The sequence below is a fragment of the Bacillus sp. GW823-FHT06A11 genome, from assembly GCF_058795355.1.
In genome coordinates this window covers 170,803-186,349 of record NZ_JBXAHS010000007.1, presented here as the reverse complement: position 1 = coordinate 186,349, position 15,547 = coordinate 170,803, and the positions used below count along the sequence as shown (strand labels likewise).

General features: G+C 35.4%; 15 protein-coding genes and 1 pseudogene. 3 read left to right on the top strand and 13 right to left on the bottom strand.

Annotation, left to right across the window (positions count from 1 at the left end):
• Nucleotides 1-89: 89 nt before the first annotated feature.
• The 10 genes and pseudogenes from AC1Q8L_RS25705 to AC1Q8L_RS25660 all read right to left on the bottom strand — a co-directional run bounded on the left by AC1Q8L_RS25705 (nucleotide 90) and on the right by AC1Q8L_RS25660 (nucleotide 9,597).
• Complete coding sequence (locus tag AC1Q8L_RS25705; RefSeq protein WP_002094217.1) at nucleotides 90-311, bottom strand: hypothetical protein; 222 nt, start codon at nucleotides 309-311, stop codon at nucleotides 90-92.
• A complete protein-coding gene (locus tag AC1Q8L_RS25700) occupies nucleotides 280-1,824 on the bottom strand; it encodes a glycosyltransferase family 2 protein (RefSeq protein ID WP_001130009.1) in 1,545 nt (514 codons plus the stop codon). The genes AC1Q8L_RS25705 and AC1Q8L_RS25700 overlap by 32 nt, the downstream gene beginning before the upstream one ends.
• Nucleotides 1,817-2,782, bottom strand: a complete 966-nt coding sequence (locus tag AC1Q8L_RS25695) for a UDP-N-acetyl-alpha-D-glucosaminuronate decarboxylase (RefSeq protein WP_098311791.1) — start codon at nucleotides 2,780-2,782, stop codon at nucleotides 1,817-1,819. Before AC1Q8L_RS25695 ends, AC1Q8L_RS25700 begins: the two co-directional genes overlap by 8 nt.
• The gene (locus AC1Q8L_RS25690; RefSeq protein ID WP_000994262.1) at nucleotides 2,779-4,023 is read right to left on the bottom strand and encodes a nucleotide sugar dehydrogenase; all 1,245 of its coding nucleotides are present in this window, start codon (nucleotides 4,021-4,023) and stop codon (nucleotides 2,779-2,781) included. Before AC1Q8L_RS25690 ends, AC1Q8L_RS25695 begins: the two co-directional genes overlap by 4 nt.
• Nucleotides 4,013-5,560, bottom strand: coding sequence for a glycosyltransferase family 2 protein (locus tag AC1Q8L_RS25685; protein WP_025118422.1), 1,548 nt, complete (start codon nucleotides 5,558-5,560; stop codon nucleotides 4,013-4,015). The genes AC1Q8L_RS25690 and AC1Q8L_RS25685 overlap by 11 nt, the downstream gene beginning before the upstream one ends.
• A gap of 13 nt (nucleotides 5,561-5,573) precedes the next feature.
• Nucleotides 5,574-5,768, bottom strand: a complete 195-nt coding sequence (locus AC1Q8L_RS25680; RefSeq protein WP_000899476.1) for an LSm family protein — start codon at nucleotides 5,766-5,768, stop codon at nucleotides 5,574-5,576.
• A 16-nt stretch (nucleotides 5,769-5,784) separates the two neighbouring features.
• Nucleotides 5,785-6,186 carry an LSm family protein gene (locus AC1Q8L_RS25675; protein ID WP_000335542.1) on the bottom strand — a complete coding sequence of 134 codons (402 nt, stop codon included), beginning with the start codon at nucleotides 6,184-6,186 and terminating at the stop codon, nucleotides 5,785-5,787.
• Nucleotides 6,187-6,340: 154 nt separating this feature from the next.
• Nucleotides 6,341-7,588 carry a serine hydrolase domain-containing protein gene (locus AC1Q8L_RS25670; RefSeq protein ID WP_000371817.1) on the bottom strand — a complete coding sequence of 416 codons (1,248 nt, stop codon included), beginning with the start codon at nucleotides 7,586-7,588 and terminating at the stop codon, nucleotides 6,341-6,343.
• 252 nt (nucleotides 7,589-7,840) lie between these two features.
• Complete coding sequence (nagE, locus tag AC1Q8L_RS25665) at nucleotides 7,841-9,343, bottom strand: N-acetylglucosamine-specific PTS transporter subunit IIBC (RefSeq protein ID WP_000938908.1); 1,503 nt, start codon at nucleotides 9,341-9,343, stop codon at nucleotides 7,841-7,843.
• 141 nt (nucleotides 9,344-9,484) lie between these two features.
• Nucleotides 9,485-9,597, bottom strand: a pseudogene (locus AC1Q8L_RS25660) (transcriptional regulator).
• A gap of 69 nt (nucleotides 9,598-9,666) precedes the next feature.
• Here AC1Q8L_RS25660 and glsA point away from each other — a divergent pair.
• Both glsA and AC1Q8L_RS25650 read left to right on the top strand, forming a co-directional pair.
• On the top strand, nucleotides 9,667-10,596 hold the full coding sequence (gene glsA, locus AC1Q8L_RS25655) for a glutaminase A (RefSeq protein WP_001149850.1): 930 nt from the start codon (nucleotides 9,667-9,669) through the stop codon (nucleotides 10,594-10,596).
• A 174-nt stretch (nucleotides 10,597-10,770) separates the two neighbouring features.
• Nucleotides 10,771-11,112, top strand: a complete 342-nt coding sequence (locus AC1Q8L_RS25650) for a DUF3969 family protein (RefSeq protein WP_000766603.1) — start codon at nucleotides 10,771-10,773, stop codon at nucleotides 11,110-11,112.
• Nucleotides 11,113-11,230: 118 nt separating this feature from the next.
• Here AC1Q8L_RS25650 and ytaF read toward each other — a convergent pair whose 3' ends face one another.
• Complete coding sequence (ytaF, locus tag AC1Q8L_RS25645; RefSeq protein ID WP_000100747.1) at nucleotides 11,231-11,842, bottom strand: sporulation membrane protein YtaF; 612 nt, start codon at nucleotides 11,840-11,842, stop codon at nucleotides 11,231-11,233.
• Nucleotides 11,843-11,972: 130 nt separating this feature from the next.
• Here ytaF and AC1Q8L_RS25640 point away from each other — a divergent pair, with 130 nt between their 5' ends.
• Nucleotides 11,973-12,626, top strand: coding sequence for a DUF1232 domain-containing protein (locus AC1Q8L_RS25640; protein WP_001262773.1), 654 nt, complete (start codon nucleotides 11,973-11,975; stop codon nucleotides 12,624-12,626).
• Between the two features lie 99 nt (nucleotides 12,627-12,725).
• Here the strand turns inward: AC1Q8L_RS25640 and AC1Q8L_RS25635 are convergent, their stop codons facing one another.
• Both AC1Q8L_RS25635 and AC1Q8L_RS25630 read right to left on the bottom strand, forming a co-directional pair.
• Nucleotides 12,726-14,000: an acetylornithine deacetylase gene (locus AC1Q8L_RS25635; protein WP_098311790.1), complete on the bottom strand. Its 1,275-nt coding sequence runs from the start codon at nucleotides 13,998-14,000 to the stop codon at nucleotides 12,726-12,728.
• A 95-nt stretch (nucleotides 14,001-14,095) separates the two neighbouring features.
• Entirely contained in the window at nucleotides 14,096-15,517 is a 1,422-nt protein-coding gene (locus AC1Q8L_RS25630; RefSeq protein WP_000969253.1) for an amino acid permease, read from the bottom strand.
• Between the last annotated feature and the right edge of the window lie 30 nt (nucleotides 15,518-15,547).

Here is a 15,547-nt window from a genome sequence, read left to right as displayed (position 1 = left end):
TAGAATACTACTTTTTTACGAAAGTGAACGAAATAGTTGTGACATGTTTGTGAAATGTTGAGCAAACTACTATATATATAGTGTTAACTTCATTTAAAAGTCTTTAAAATTAACCCTTTCCTTAATTGTATTTTTTTGGTATCCTTATATACGAGTCCTATTTTGTAATATAAGAACAATACCCATTGTAGAGCTGTAATACTCTTATCTCCTAATCTGTTATAGTTTTTATAACAGAACAAAAAAGTGTACACATGTTGTACACTTTTTTTGTTACTTCTATAAAACATCTCTTTTTCTATTGCCATCATAGAATCCGCCACGATTGTCTGTTGATGCAATTATTTGCTCTAGTCCTTCTATATGATCACCTATAATTCGAAGTACAGCTGGAGGATGACCTATTTTTGCAAAATGTTCACTGGGACGAATACGGTTCATCTTATCAACCTCAACACGACATACACATGCAATTTCAAATCCAGAAAGAAGAGCCTTCACCTGTGCTACACAAGGTGACAATAAAGATTTGTATCCAATTGCTTTCAAACACTTGTGGCTAAATGCATTAGGTACCGCAATAAGTGAGCCTACCCCTAAATCCTTTCTATCACAAGCTAAATTTAGTGCATACTTAAATGCAGTTACAAGATGAAGTGGTACTCTTAAATCTAAATAATGATTTAAATCATTTAATGCGACGTCCTTTCCATCTGCAATAGCTTTTGCAAAAGGATATAGTTCACTAGCTGGAATAACAAAATCACCATCTATAAATAACACAATTTCTCCTTTTGCAAAATAAGTTCCAAGTGAACGCCCTACATCGTTTCCAAGGGCTTCTTTATATACAATGGTTGTTGCGCCTTTGTCTTTTGCAATCGTTGCTGTTTTATCTGACGAACCATTTACGACAACGATGATTTCAAAAGGTTCAATTTTACGAAGCTCTTCTATAACCTTTCCAATTGTTTTCTCTTCATTTTGTACAGGAATAACAACCGATAGTTGCTTTTCTCTATACAAATTGGATGTAACGCCCCATCCTTGATAAAAATCTTCGAAATTTAAAGTATGATAGACGCTATCCCTTTTCCTATTTCCATCATAATATCCCCCGCGTATATCACTGCTTACTATTCGTTCTGCAACTGCTTCTATATGATCACCTATCATTCGTCTTTCAGATTGAGAAAGGTTCGTTCCATATGCAGCATGTTCAATCGGTCGAAATTTATTCGGCGTAATAACATCAATAGCACAATGACGGTTAATTCTCCATTTACTTTGTGCTATACGTAAATGAGCTACAATAGGATTAACTAAACATTCATATCCAATACTTTGGACGACTTCTTTCGTCAACGCATGAGGTACAGATAATAAAGAATCTATCTTTAATTCTTCACGCTCTAACATTGCATTTAATATTTGACGCCACACTGTAACGGAATGGGGTTTTTGTTTCTTTAAAAACAATGCGTCCAAATTATTTAAAACGATGTCAGTCTGATCATGTAAAATTGGATTAAGAAACAATTGTAATTTGGAAGTTGGAATAGCAAAGTCCCCATCTATAAATAGTAATACATCACCTATCGCATGTTTTGCGCCAACTGCACGCCCAACATCGTTTCCTAATAGTTCTGTATACCTGATTACTTTACAACCTAACCGATTAGCAACCTCTTCTGTACCATCATTACAACCATTTGCTATGACAATAATCTCTACTGGATTTAACGGTTTGACCGATTGAATAACGTCTGAAATCGTATCTACTTCATTACTTGCAGGAATAATAACTGATAGCGACTTAGCCATTGTTTTCTTCACGAAACCATTTAATAGTTTCTTTCAATCCTTGTTCCCACGTTACTGTCGCTTGAAATTGAACAAGTTCTCTTAACTTCTTTACGTTCGGCCTTCTATTCGGAATTTCTTCAAAGCCATGTGGATATACTTCCTCAAAAGGAACTTGTACAATTTTCGAAGAAGATTTCGTTAGTTTTTTAATTGTTTCTGCTACTTCTTTTATACTCTGTTCGTTCTCAGAACCTATATTAATAATCTCACCATTTACCTTCTCATTCATTGCCCGAATTGTTGCTTCTACCGCATCACTCACATACGTAAAGCAACGTGTCTGCTTTCCATCTCCATATACGAGAATGTCTTCTCCTTGCAAAGCTGCACGGATAAATCGCGGGATTACCCCTGCATATGGACCATCTTTCGCTCTTGGACCATAAATATTAAAATAACGAACAATCGTTACAGGTAAGCCTTCTAATGCGTATCCTAAACATAATGTTTCTTCTAACGTTTTACAAACTGCATAACTCCAACGAATTTTAGAAGTTGCCCCATACAATCGATCTCCTTCTTCAGAGAAAGGCGGTTTGCCTTTACCATACACTTCTGAAGTAGATGCAAAAACTACTTTCTTCTTTCCTTTTAATGCTGCTTGTAAAATATTTCTCGTTCCGTCAAAATTCGTTTCAATGAGCTCTATACTTTTTTCCATTGTCGTTTTAACACCTAAAATTGCTGCTAAATGAAACACTACATCATGTTGATTTACTAATTCATAAATAGAATTTTTATCTAAAACACTTATTGGAATAACTCGAATCTCTCTCATTAGCTCATTATGATACTTATTTTTCCCTTTATAGAAGTTATCCACAATTGTGACTTTATAACCCCTTCTCACCAACTCTTCAGCTAAATGAGATCCAATAAATCCGGCCCCACCTGTAATTAAACATTTCTTACTCATACACTCACCTTCTTTATAATTCCCCTTGTATCTATTACTCGGTTCATTCCTTTAAAAAGCTTCCAATCGATATTAGAGTGGTCAGTTAAAATTAAAATACAACCTGCCTCTTTAACTGTTTGTTCATCCAAAGCAACAGATTGATACACCTTATCTCCAATTTCCGCGGAAGAAATATATGAATCATGGTATTTTATCTCGTATCCTTCTTTTATTAGTAATTGAATAATTGGCAAAGCCGGTGATTCTCTCAAATCATTTACATCTTTCTTATATGCGATTCCTACAATTAAAACTAGTCCGGGTGATTGCACCATACCCTTTACTTTCCGGACTATTTTCTCTGGCATTTCTTCATTAATTACATGTGCCGCCTCAATTAATTGACTAATTGCCCCATTCTTTTTTATTCTCCATTGAAAATATAAGGGGTCTACGGGAATACAGTGCCCCCCTATCCCTGGTCCTGGCCAATACGGAGTAAATCCAAAAGGTTTTGTAGATGCCGCTTCAATGGCCTCATAAAAATCAATCCCTAAACTTTCACATAATGTGTTTAACTCATTTACTAAAGAGATGTTAACTAAGCGCTGAATATTTTCAAATAGCTTACACATCTCTGCTACTTTCGGCGAACTAACAGGTACAACTACGTCAAAAATGGTACTATATAAATCCTGTACTTTTTGTTTACACTTTTCTGTTTGTCCACTAATAACTTTTGGAATAGATTGAACTGAATATTGACTATTTGCTGGATCAATTCTCTCAGGGGAATATCCGATATAGAAATCTTCTCCTACCTTTTGGCCAGCTTGAGAAATAATAGGAATAATAACTTCCTCAAGTGTGCCTGGATATGTGGAACTTTCAAAAATGAAGGTTTGTCCTTTTTGGAGATTTTGTTGTATATAATGCGAAGCTGAAATGAGGGCACTTAAATCTGGTTCTCTTCGTTCATTAATTGGAGTTGGAACAGTAACAATAACATAATCACTACTTTGGAAATCAGTAATACCTTTATCTGGTGTATTTACTATTAATTTATTTTTAGTCAATAAACTTTGCAACACTTTAGAAGAAACATCTGGAATATAACTTTCTCCTTTTATAATCGATTCTATTTTTCTAGTATCTTTATCTAATCCAAGTACGGTATGTCCTCTTTCTGCAAAATGGACTGCCAAAGGAAGACCAACATACCCTAATCCAATAATAGCTACTTTACTACTAGCATTCATCTGTATTCTTTTCTTCCTTTCTCAATTGTTGAATAGTGTCTCTATCGCGATCTCCATCTGTAAAACTCCCACGTTCGTCTGTATATTGTAATAGATAAGCAATCGCCTCAAGTTGATCACCGAAAATACGGTCAAATGCCGGAATACGTCCATTTACAAATCCATGTTGCTCCGGGCGTACCCGATTGGTTTTTATAACATCTACAAATTCTACTGCTGTAATAGAAAAAACCTCCAAAATAGCTTTCATTTGAGCTAATGGCGGAATAACAAGCGAGTCATATCCTATTTTCTCTATTACCCTTTTATGCATAGCATGTGGTACTGCCGTTAATGAGTTATTCCATAAATCCGGTCTTTTCGCTACTAAATTCACAAAATATTTCCCCATACTAATTGGATCTGCAGGATGAAACATATCTAATAAGCATTGTAAATCATTTAAAACCACGTCACTTCCATCTTCAACAGCTTGCAAAAATGGAGTGAGCTTTTTTGCTGGAATAACAAAATCACCATCAACGAATAAACAAATATCTGCCGTAGCATGCATGGCACCTATCGCTCGTGCTACATTATGTCCAAGCGCCTCCCCGAATTCAACAACAATAACATTCTCTAGCTTTGCCTGTTTAACAGTCTCAAAATCTGCTCCATTCGCGACAACAATAATTTCATCTACCCCTGCTTTTTTTACTTCTTGTATAACAAATCTTATCGTCATTTTTTCTTCTGACACTGGTATAATCGCACTATATTTCGCTTTTTCCTTCTTTAATACAACTGGTTTATAGTTCCCTATAAACTCCCTATCCCTGTTTCCCTCCGAAAAACCGCCGCGTTTACCATATGTTTCGATTACATATTGCAAAGCACGTAAATGATCACCCATAATACGGCTAGTCGCTTTCGGATAAGGAGAACCAGGTGATGTTCCTGTATGCACAGGACGAACCTTATTTGTGTGAATTACATCGACCGAAGCCGTATCAACAATATCTACTCCTCTAGACATCGCTATCGCTTGAAATAGTGCTGGATCTGCTAAATTCCACCACCCAAGTTTCTCGATAACTTCCCTGCTCATCGCATGTGGAATTGCAATTAAAGATCCAACAACAAGCTCCTTTTTATTCAAATAACGATTCAACATGAACTTTCCAACTGTCGTATAATGTGGTCTCATCTTTAAATAAACCGACCATGTTAAATTATTCACAACAATTTGATGCCCTTGTCGAATTCCTTTCACGAAACGTTGTAACTCTTTACTATCAATAACAATATCACCATCTAAAAACAAAACAATTTCACCTTTTGCTTCTCTAGCTCCAATAGCCCGTCCAACATCATTGCCAAGAGAATGTTTATAATAAATCACGTGACAATGATGTTGTAACGCTATGTCTTTCGTTCCATCTGTCGAGCCATTATCTACTACAATAATTTCGTAAGGCTTGAGCTTCTCCACTTCTACTAAAACTTGTGATAAAGTACTCGCTTCATTGTGCGCTGGAATAACAACTGATACTCTCATACTTGTATCACGCTTACCCTTCCAAGCGAACATAAGCAATAATAGGAGTACGCACAATTACATCTTCCGGTGGTCCATAAGAAGGAGAAGTACGAACACTTACCGCCCCATCTGTCACAGATAAAAGAATGCCTGTAACAATTTCCACAGCTGTCACAACTTGCACTAATTCACCAACATGGTTACGTAATTCATCAGTAAATAACATATATAGCTCTCCTTTCTTACACTTCTTTAATTGATATAATACTTGTAAATGGTAATAAAACTTCAGTTCCTATACCTTCTTGCAATGTTAAGAAATCATCACCGACTGCTACAATAACGCCTGTTAATTGTCCAACTGTCACCGTAATTTCAACATTTTTACCTAAATACTGCTTTGCAATTTCTTTAAAAGGTGATGTATTGCATTCTTTTAAAATGTTGCAAATAATAGATTGAAATTGGCTTGATTTTATAAATTCTTCCGTAGCTTGCTTAGAGTTTCTTTGAATAAACCTTGCAAAGTTTTGCGAAAATAAAAGTCGTTCCACAGCAGGCAATAATTTATCATCTAAAAAATAGCTTAATTGTCTATTAAACAATCTTGATAATTTATGCCAATATTTTCTGAACAGACACATACACTTCTCCTCCTATTATTTTTAGATTATAAAATTTTACATCCATACATCTTAATGTATACAAAATAGATATTTTTGTGATAGGTAAGGCATACATTTTCTAAAAGAAATATTTGTTTCAGGGCAAAAAAAAACTATCCAAAAGGATAGTTTCTTACACTTCAATATTTCGCAACATCGTATAAATGTCATTATTCACTTTACCAAATGATTTAATGTTGTTTTGAATGTTAGATAATAAAACAACATACACACTACCATTTTTACTAAATCCATTTAAACAATTCCAACCTGGCATTACACCGTGATTCGAATAGCTTCCTGGGTCTACGTACCAGCCAAATCCGTAATCTTTTTTCACGGCTGTAAACATTTGATCATAACTCGCTTTTGAAATTAACTTTCCAGAGTATAACGCTTCGTTAAATAAATATAAATCATGTGCACTCGTATATATATCACCACAACCATATAGTTGTGACATGCTCGGAATATTAGGTGTTGTCATATTATTATTTACTATTTTATAACCCGTTGATGGGAATCTTGTTTGTTCTAACGCTGTGCCAAAACCAGAATGTTTCATACCGGCAGTAGCAAAAATATGTTGTTTAATATATTCTTCAAGCGACTGTCCACTTACCTTCTCGGCAATGTATGCAAGTATAGAGTAGTTCGAATCGGAATACTTCCACTTCTCTCCTGGACCACCAATACGCTTTTGATTTCCTATCCGCTTTATCAGTTCTTCATGGGAAATATCTTCTTTTCCTTGCTCATATTCTGGAATCCCTGATGTATGTGTTAATAGATGTTTTAGCTGAATACTATTACCTTGTGGAAAATCTGGAATATACTTCGCAACAGTATCTTCAACTTGTAATTTATTTTGATCTTTCAATTGCATAATAGCAGTTGCTACAAACGCCTTTGAAATAGAACCAATATAAAAAGTCGTCTCTGAATTATTCGGTACTTGCTGCTCTTTATTTGCCATACCGTACCCTTTATTCAGAAGAACTTTTCCGTTCTTCACAATAACAGCTGTCCCGCTAAATCCTGCGTTTTGTAAATACTGGTCCAATTGAGCGTTTTCATTAATTTCTTGAGGTGGTCCTTCAACAGGCTGTTCCGCAGCTTGCGCTTGCTTCACTTGTTCTTCCTGCTCTTTTTGTTTTTGCTTTTGTACTTCTTGTTTCTTTTTTTCTTCTTTCTTTTTTAGCTCTTCTTGTTTCTTCATTTCTGCTGCCGCTTTTAAAGTTTCTTCTTTCTTATTATGCGCAACAATTTTTGTATACATGAAATATACAAGTGATAATAGTAAGACGAAAATGATTGTCCTTTTTATGTATACAATCGGCCGATTTGCTTTCCCATTCGCATTATTTTTTTCCTGATCCATAATTGCTTTTTTCCCCTTACTCACCAATAATTTAATTCCTCTACTAAAGATTTATTTTAGTAGATTATGGATAATCCATTCTATATCATCCCTACTTTATCACGCACTACACATATTACCAACCCATATGTACAAAAAAGAAAAAGAAAATTTACAAAAGTAAGATTCCCGTTAAATTGTTAACAAAAAAAGAGGATATCCTGTAAAAAATTGATGTTATCAATCTTTTTGGACATCCTCTTATCTCATTATTTATACGTGTTTTTTCATATCATCGGCAACAGATTCAACATTTGTACCTACGATAACTTGTACACTTGTATTACTTAATTTCATAACACCTTTTGCACCAGCACGTTTTAATGCTGCTTCATTTACTTGACCAGCATCTTTTACTTGTAAGCGTAGACGTGTTGCACAGTTATCAATAACTGTTAAGTTTTCTTTTCCACCTAAAGCTGCTACGTAAGTTTCACCAATTGAACCTGCAACTGGAGCTTCTTCACCTTCAGCTACTTCCTCTTCGTCTTCACGACCAGGAGTTTTTAAATCGAACTTCTTAATTAAGAAGTAGAATACAACGAAATAAATTACTGCGTAAATTAAACCGACTCCCGCAAGTAATACTGGTTTTGTTGCAATACCAAAGTTTAAGAAGTAATCGATTGCACCGGCACTAAATGTGAAACCATCGTGAATGCCAAGTGTTGTTGTAATGAATAGAGACAGACCTGTTAATACAGCATGAATACCATATAATACTGGTGATAAGAACATGAATGAGAATTCAATTGGTTCTGTAATACCAGTTAAGAATGAAGTTAATGCTAGACCACCTAACATACCTGTAACCATTTTACGTTTTTCTGGTTTAGCAGCCGCAATCATTGCGAAACATGCTGCTGGTAAACCGAACATCATAACTGGGAAGAAACCAGTCATAAACATACCCGCTGTTTTATCTCCGGCAAGGAAGCGAGCAATATCACCGTTTACAACATTACCTGCTGCATTTGTAAAGTCACCAAGTACGAACCAGAAGTATGTGTTCATTACATGATGTAAACCGATTGGAATTAATAGACGGTTTAATAAACCAAATAGACCTGAACCAACTGCCCCTAAATTAACAATTCCATGAGCTAATGCATCGATAGCATTTTGAATTGCTGGCCAAATTTGTGCGAATAGAATTCCTAATATTAACATCACAACCGATGTAACAATTGGGACGAAACGTTTTCCAGCAAAGAACCCTAACCATTCTGGAAGTTTAATCTTATGGAATTTATTATAAAGAAGTCCCGCTATAACACCAACAATAATACCACCTAAAACTTTCATATCCACTTTAGTCGATAATTCGGCTGCCTTAGATACTTGTGTCATTGTATCTGCAAGCTTAGATGGATCAACATTAGCGCTATTACCTATTAAATCTTGGACTTTGCCTAATTTATCTTGTAATTCTACAGTAGAATATCCCTTACTAAGTGCATCAATACTGTTTTTCATAACTAGATAACCAATTGCACCTGCAAGACCTGCTGCACCACTACCATCAACTGAAAGACCGATTGCAATACCAATTGCAAAAATGAGTGCTAAATTATCAAAAACTGCTGCACCGGCCTGTGCCATAACAGGAATATCAAATACATCTGGTTGCCCTAAACGAAGCAATAATCCTGCTGCTGGTAGTACGGCGATTGGAAGCATTAACGCTTTACCAATACGTTGTAAAAACTGCAACATTTTAATTCCCCCTATCAAATTTATGAAATCGTTATCATTATAAGTACGCCTTAGAAAACGCTTTCTATTTACATAACCATAATAACATATAGTTGTATAGATGTGTAGTTTTTATTTTCGAATTTTTTATGGATAAATCTCCTATTTCCAAACTGTTATATAAAAGGGAAATTCTCCTTTTTTAATACAAAGGACTTGAAAGAACGACCTACTATAGAACATATAACTTTCGTTTTATCATTCCACTTTTTCATGTTATTATTTATTTCCGAGCATATCGGGAAAAGTAAACTTAGTTAATTCGAAATAGGAGCGTTGGTACTATGCAGTGCATTGAAACAAACAACTTACAACAGTTGTTAGAACAAGTAAAACCATATACGAAAAAAGGAAAACTTGCTACTTATATCCCCGAACTAGGAAATGCAAATCCAGACGATTTAGGGATTGCCATTTTCCATAAAGAAACAGAATATATCCATGCAGGCAACTCACAAACACTATTTACTCTTCAAAGTATTTCCAAAGTAATTACACTTGCCCTTGCCCTTTTAGACCGTGGTGAAGAATATGTATTTTCTAAAGTTGGAATGGAACCAACGGGTGACCCATTTAATTCTATTATTAAGTTAGAAACGACAAGTCCATCCAAACCCCTTAATCCAATGATAAATGCAGGAGCATTAGCTATTACAAGCATGTTAGCAGGAAAAGATAACGAGGAAAAAATGGAACGTATTCTTCATTTTGTACGTGAAATAACAGATAACCCTACTATTAATTATTCCTCTAAAGTTGCCGATTCAGAATTAGAGACAGCTTATCTAAATCGTTCGCTTTGCTATTATATGAAACAAAACGGTATTATCGATTGTGATATTGAAGAACTTATGGATTTATATACTCGTCAATGCGCAGTTGAAGTAAACTGCATTGATTTAGCACGTATCGGCTTAATTTTTGCAATGGATGGATATGATCCATATAAAAAGAAACAAATCATCCCTAAACATATTACAAAAATTTGCAAAACATTTATGGTCACATGTGGTATGTATAACGAATCTGGTGAATTTGCAATACGCGTTGGTATCCCTGCAAAAAGTGGTGTAGCGGGTGGTATTTTCGGCTGCGTAAAAGGCGATATGGGAATCGGCATTTTCGGACCAGCTTTAGATGCAAACGGAAATAGTATTGCTGGTTTTAAAATTCTTGAACTTCTTTCTGCTCAAGAAGGCTGGAGTATTTTTTAATCGCAAGTTATCCTGCTATACTAGCAGGATTTTTTATTTCACCAAAACCTCACTTTTGTCAGTTATCAATCCTCTTACAAAAACAGTGCTGAAAGTTTCTCTATATCATGCATATTTGTTCCCCCCTCCTGAATAATATAGTACAACCTAGCGCTATATGTGGAGGTGTGAAAGATGAAACTAATATTTCAAATGGGAAAACAACCTGTTCTTGAAAAAACAATCCTTCTTTTTATATTGAGTATTGTAGAAAGCTTGAAGTTAAAAGTTGTTTCACTCGACGAAGCTCACCGATACATATTCAATTTAGAAGTACTTGAATTATTAATGGATCGGAATATCGATGATCAAGTACTTGAACTTATTCATTTCGGGATGGGACTTGAAGACATTCATCATGTGCTTCCTGAAGAACTTGAGCATACTATCGAGGAATTAAAATGGCTTTGCATCCAAGTGTTAAGTGAATACAGTATGCATGAAGAATCAGAGCAATTAATTGAAGACATACGCTAAAAAGCACCTATGTAGTATGTAGGTGCTTTTTATTTATTAAGAAGTAAATATCCGATGTCGATATATGCAATTTATTCAAGTATTTCCGAGGAAATGCTCGAACATTGCTTTTCTATTTTCACAACAACTGATCAATCCCAATAAGTATTAATAACACTCCTGCAATAACCGTCGCCCATTTCCCTAAGTATGCTGCTAAATATCGTTTCCCTACATATGCAAAACCACTTATGCAAATAAAACTAAACACCCCAGAAATAGTCGCTGTAAGCCAAAGATTTAAATTTGTTACCCCAGCATCAAACCCACCTGCAATATTATTAATAGATAATGCAACTCCTAAAACAAGTGCTTCAGAAAAACTAATTGTTTTAGAGCCATCAAAATCTGCTTTTTCTGGATCACGTAAAATTCCCATAAGTACATTATCACCTTTAGAACCTACAGTATTTTTTTGACTCAAGAAAGGCTGACATAAAATAAACACCCCGATTATCCCTAAAACGATTGCTCCAATCAGGTTTGCTGTAAACTCTGAAATAAATAACGCAATCCAGTTCCCAAAAAATCCAGCTAGTAAAGTAAATAAAAACCCGAAGAATGCGATGATAAAATTGTTAAACCACGAAATACGAATTTTACGAATGCCATACGCAATTCCAACACCTGCATTATCTAAATTAGAAGCGATCCCGATTAAAAGAATTGAAAATAAGCCTGCCGTACTCATAAATAGTCACCCCTTTTTCTCACTTTTCAATGCATATTATGAAAATGTTGAGCAACTGTGCCTGTCTGTTTCATATACTTGTAATAAATGCTCAACATTTTTTCAACACTAAAAAAGGAGTGCCTGCACTATGGCTAATGAAAACCCGAATGATCGGCTTGGTAAATTAATAAAAAAACTTTTAAAAGAACGCGCCTTATCTATGCGCCAACTAGGAATACTTACAAATATTGATCCTGCAACAGTCTCAAGAATTATTAATGGCAAACAACCACCAAAACAAAAACATCTACAAAAATTTGCAGAATGTCTTCAAGTTCCACCCCAATTGTTATTTGATGAAATGTACCCTGATTCTCCTCACATTAATAAAGAAAAAACGGATATGTACACATCTCTTGATACCATTCAACAAACTTTACAATCCTCTAACTTATTCGATTTCGATTACACTACAACTCGCGTAAAACAAGAACTCGAAAATTACGAACGCTATGCCCAGACAACAGAAGGCGAAAAACGTATTCATGACAGTTTTGCAAGCAAATTAGAGCAAATTGATAGTGCTGGTCCTTTTATTGAACAATTAACAGATATGTATCAACAATTTTGTAATGAAACCATTTCAAAAGAAGAACGTGCAGTTCTTGGGAGCGCATTACTTTATTTCATTTTATCGACAGATATTATTCCCGACTATCTCTTTCCAATTGGCTATTTAGATGATGCGATTGCCGTTGAATTAGCAAAAGAGAAATTACTTGAAATGAAACGAAAGACATAGCAAAATAAAGAACTATTTCAGTTGTTTATATTCAACTCTGAAATAGTTCACTAAAAAATCGTACAAGTATACATACTCGTACGATTTTACTATACAAATCTATTTTTTCGTGTGGCACCATTCATATATAAATGTTATTATCACTTTTGTAAATTCAATTAACTGTTCAATTTCAACTTTCTCATTTACAGAATGTGCTTCTTCTAATGTACCTGGTCCATATATAATCGCTGGAATGTGAAACTCACTAAACCAACCACCATCAGTTACCGTTGCAGACATATCTAAAATTACATTTTTTGATAGAATAGACTCGTGTACTGAGCTAAGTTTTTTTACAGCTTTATGTTCACTATCTACTTCTAATGAAGGGAAAATTTCCCCACGATCTACAATCATTGATTCTCCGCCCCACTTAAATTGTGGCGGATTTTCACTTAACCATGGATCGGCAGCTGCCACCTTTCCAATATACTCTTCAATTTCGTTTATTATTTGTTCATGTGTTTCATTCGGATAGAAGTGCACTGTTATCCACAATCGGCACTCATCCGCAATAAACGCCGCATGCCTTCCTCCCTCAATAACAGCTGGATTAATTGTTGTTGTTCCAGATGGATAGCCTTCATATGTTTTCATAACTGCCCAGTGGCGCTCTAATTCTTGTAAGCTTTGTACAATTTTCATCATTTTTTCAATCGCACTCGCTCCAAATAAACGTCCTCCAGCATGGATCATTTGTCTGCGCGTTGCATCATGAAACGTTTGTGGACTTTTCACTGTAATCCATCCAGTAATGACACCGCCTTGTCCTTGCATATGTAAATCGCTCGTATCCACTACTACTGCAAAATCAGCATCGTAACCCCTTTTGCAGCATTGAAGTGTACCTGCTTCTCCAACTTCTTCTCCAATTACCGATTGAAAAGTTAAATCTCCAGGTAATTCAATACCAGCTTCTTGTAAAAGTTGAATGGCAAATAGCGCTCCAGCCAGCCCACCTTTCATATCTGCTGCGCCACGTCCAACTAACCAGCCATCTTTTATAAATGGATCAAATGGATTTGTTTCCCACGCCTCATCTGCTGACACTTCGGCTACATCCATATGTCCATTAATAATAAGACTTTTATATGAGTCACTTTTTATCCCTTTTTTTACCCCAACAACATTCGGATCATTCGGATATACATCCCATTTATCAATACTAAAATTTCGTTTTCTTAAAAACTCTGCAACAAATTCTTGTGCTTCATTTGTATTTCTCGCTGGCGGTGCTGGTGTTTCAAAACGAATTAAAGTTTTTGTAAGTTCTAGTAATTCCTCTTTCCTTGAATCTATTTGTTTTAACAACTGCGAAACTTCTGGATTCATCGCTAATTCCCCTTTGCATACATAGTATGTTTCCAGCTTTATTTTCACAAAAAAAGAGACTGTTTACAATTTTACAGTCTCCTAATTAATCACTATTATAAACTCTCTACTTCCGTTGTATTTGTCTTTTCAATATGCTCTACATTACTTCCCTTATTTCTTGTAGCACGATAAAACAGTAAGCAAACAATCATAAATGGAATACCACAATACAATGCCATTCTTTGTTCTGGAATAAAGGCCATGCCAACGATTACTGTTAAATTTAATACTAACGCAAGAAGTGGTACAAATGGATACAATGGTGTTTTAAATTTCAAGTCCTTAACATCCCCGCCCCGCTTCATGTATGACCTTCTAGCTAATAAATTTGATAAAGCAATAGATGCCCAAACTAGTATCGCTCCGAATCCAGCGATAGAAAGCAGCCATAAATAAACTGTATCTTCCGCATAAATACCTGATAGTAGTGAGAGACACCCTACAATTGTGCTTACGATTAATGCATAAATAGGAACACCGTTTTTAGATAACTTTCCAAAAATTGGACTAATCATTCCTTGATTAGACATAGACCATAGCATACGCGAAGTTGCATATAATCCTGAATTCGCAACGGATAGTACTGCTGTAATAATAACGAAATTTATAATATCTGCTGCATAAGGAATACCAATTTTATCAAATACAACTACGAATGGACTTTCTATTACTCCTGCTTGCTGCCAAGGGAATAGTCCAGCAAGAATAAAAATAGATAGTACAAAGAAAACAAGTATACGCCAAACTGTATTGTTAATTGCCTTCGGGATCGTTTTCTCTGGATTTTCACTCTCACCTGCTGCAATACCAACTAATTCTGTTCCTTGGAAAGAAAAATTAACTGCAATCATTGTAATTAAAATGGCTGATAATCCATTTGGAAACAATCCACCATAATCAGTAAAGCTAGAGAACATTGGCGCTGGTTCATTCCCTTTCATATCTAGAAACCCAAACATTGCTGCCCCGCCCAAAATAATAAATGCAATAATTGTAATTACTTTAATACTTGCAAACCAAAATTCCACTTCCGCAAAACTTCTTGAAGATAACGCATTAATAGCAAAGAGCAGTACCGCGAACACTACACACCAAATCCATGACGGTACATCAGGAAACCAACGTTTCATCAAAATACTAACTGCAATTAATTCAATACCTATCGTAGCAGACCAGTTTAACCACGACATCCATCCCACTACATAACCTGCTGCAGGAGAAATATGCTTTGTCGCATACGTTTGATAAGACCCTGCGTCAGGCATCGCAACCGCTAACTCTCCAAGACAGAGCATCGTTAAATACATTACAAATCCACCGACAAGATACGCTACAATTGCTCCTCCAGGTCCAGCTTCATGAATCGTATAACCTGATCCTAAAAAAAGTCCTGTACCAATAACTCCACCGAGTGCAATCATAAATATGTGCCTGCTTTTCAATTCTCTTTTTAATCCTTGGTTTTGATCCATCATATAAATCCCCCCTTTTCACTTTGCCAATCC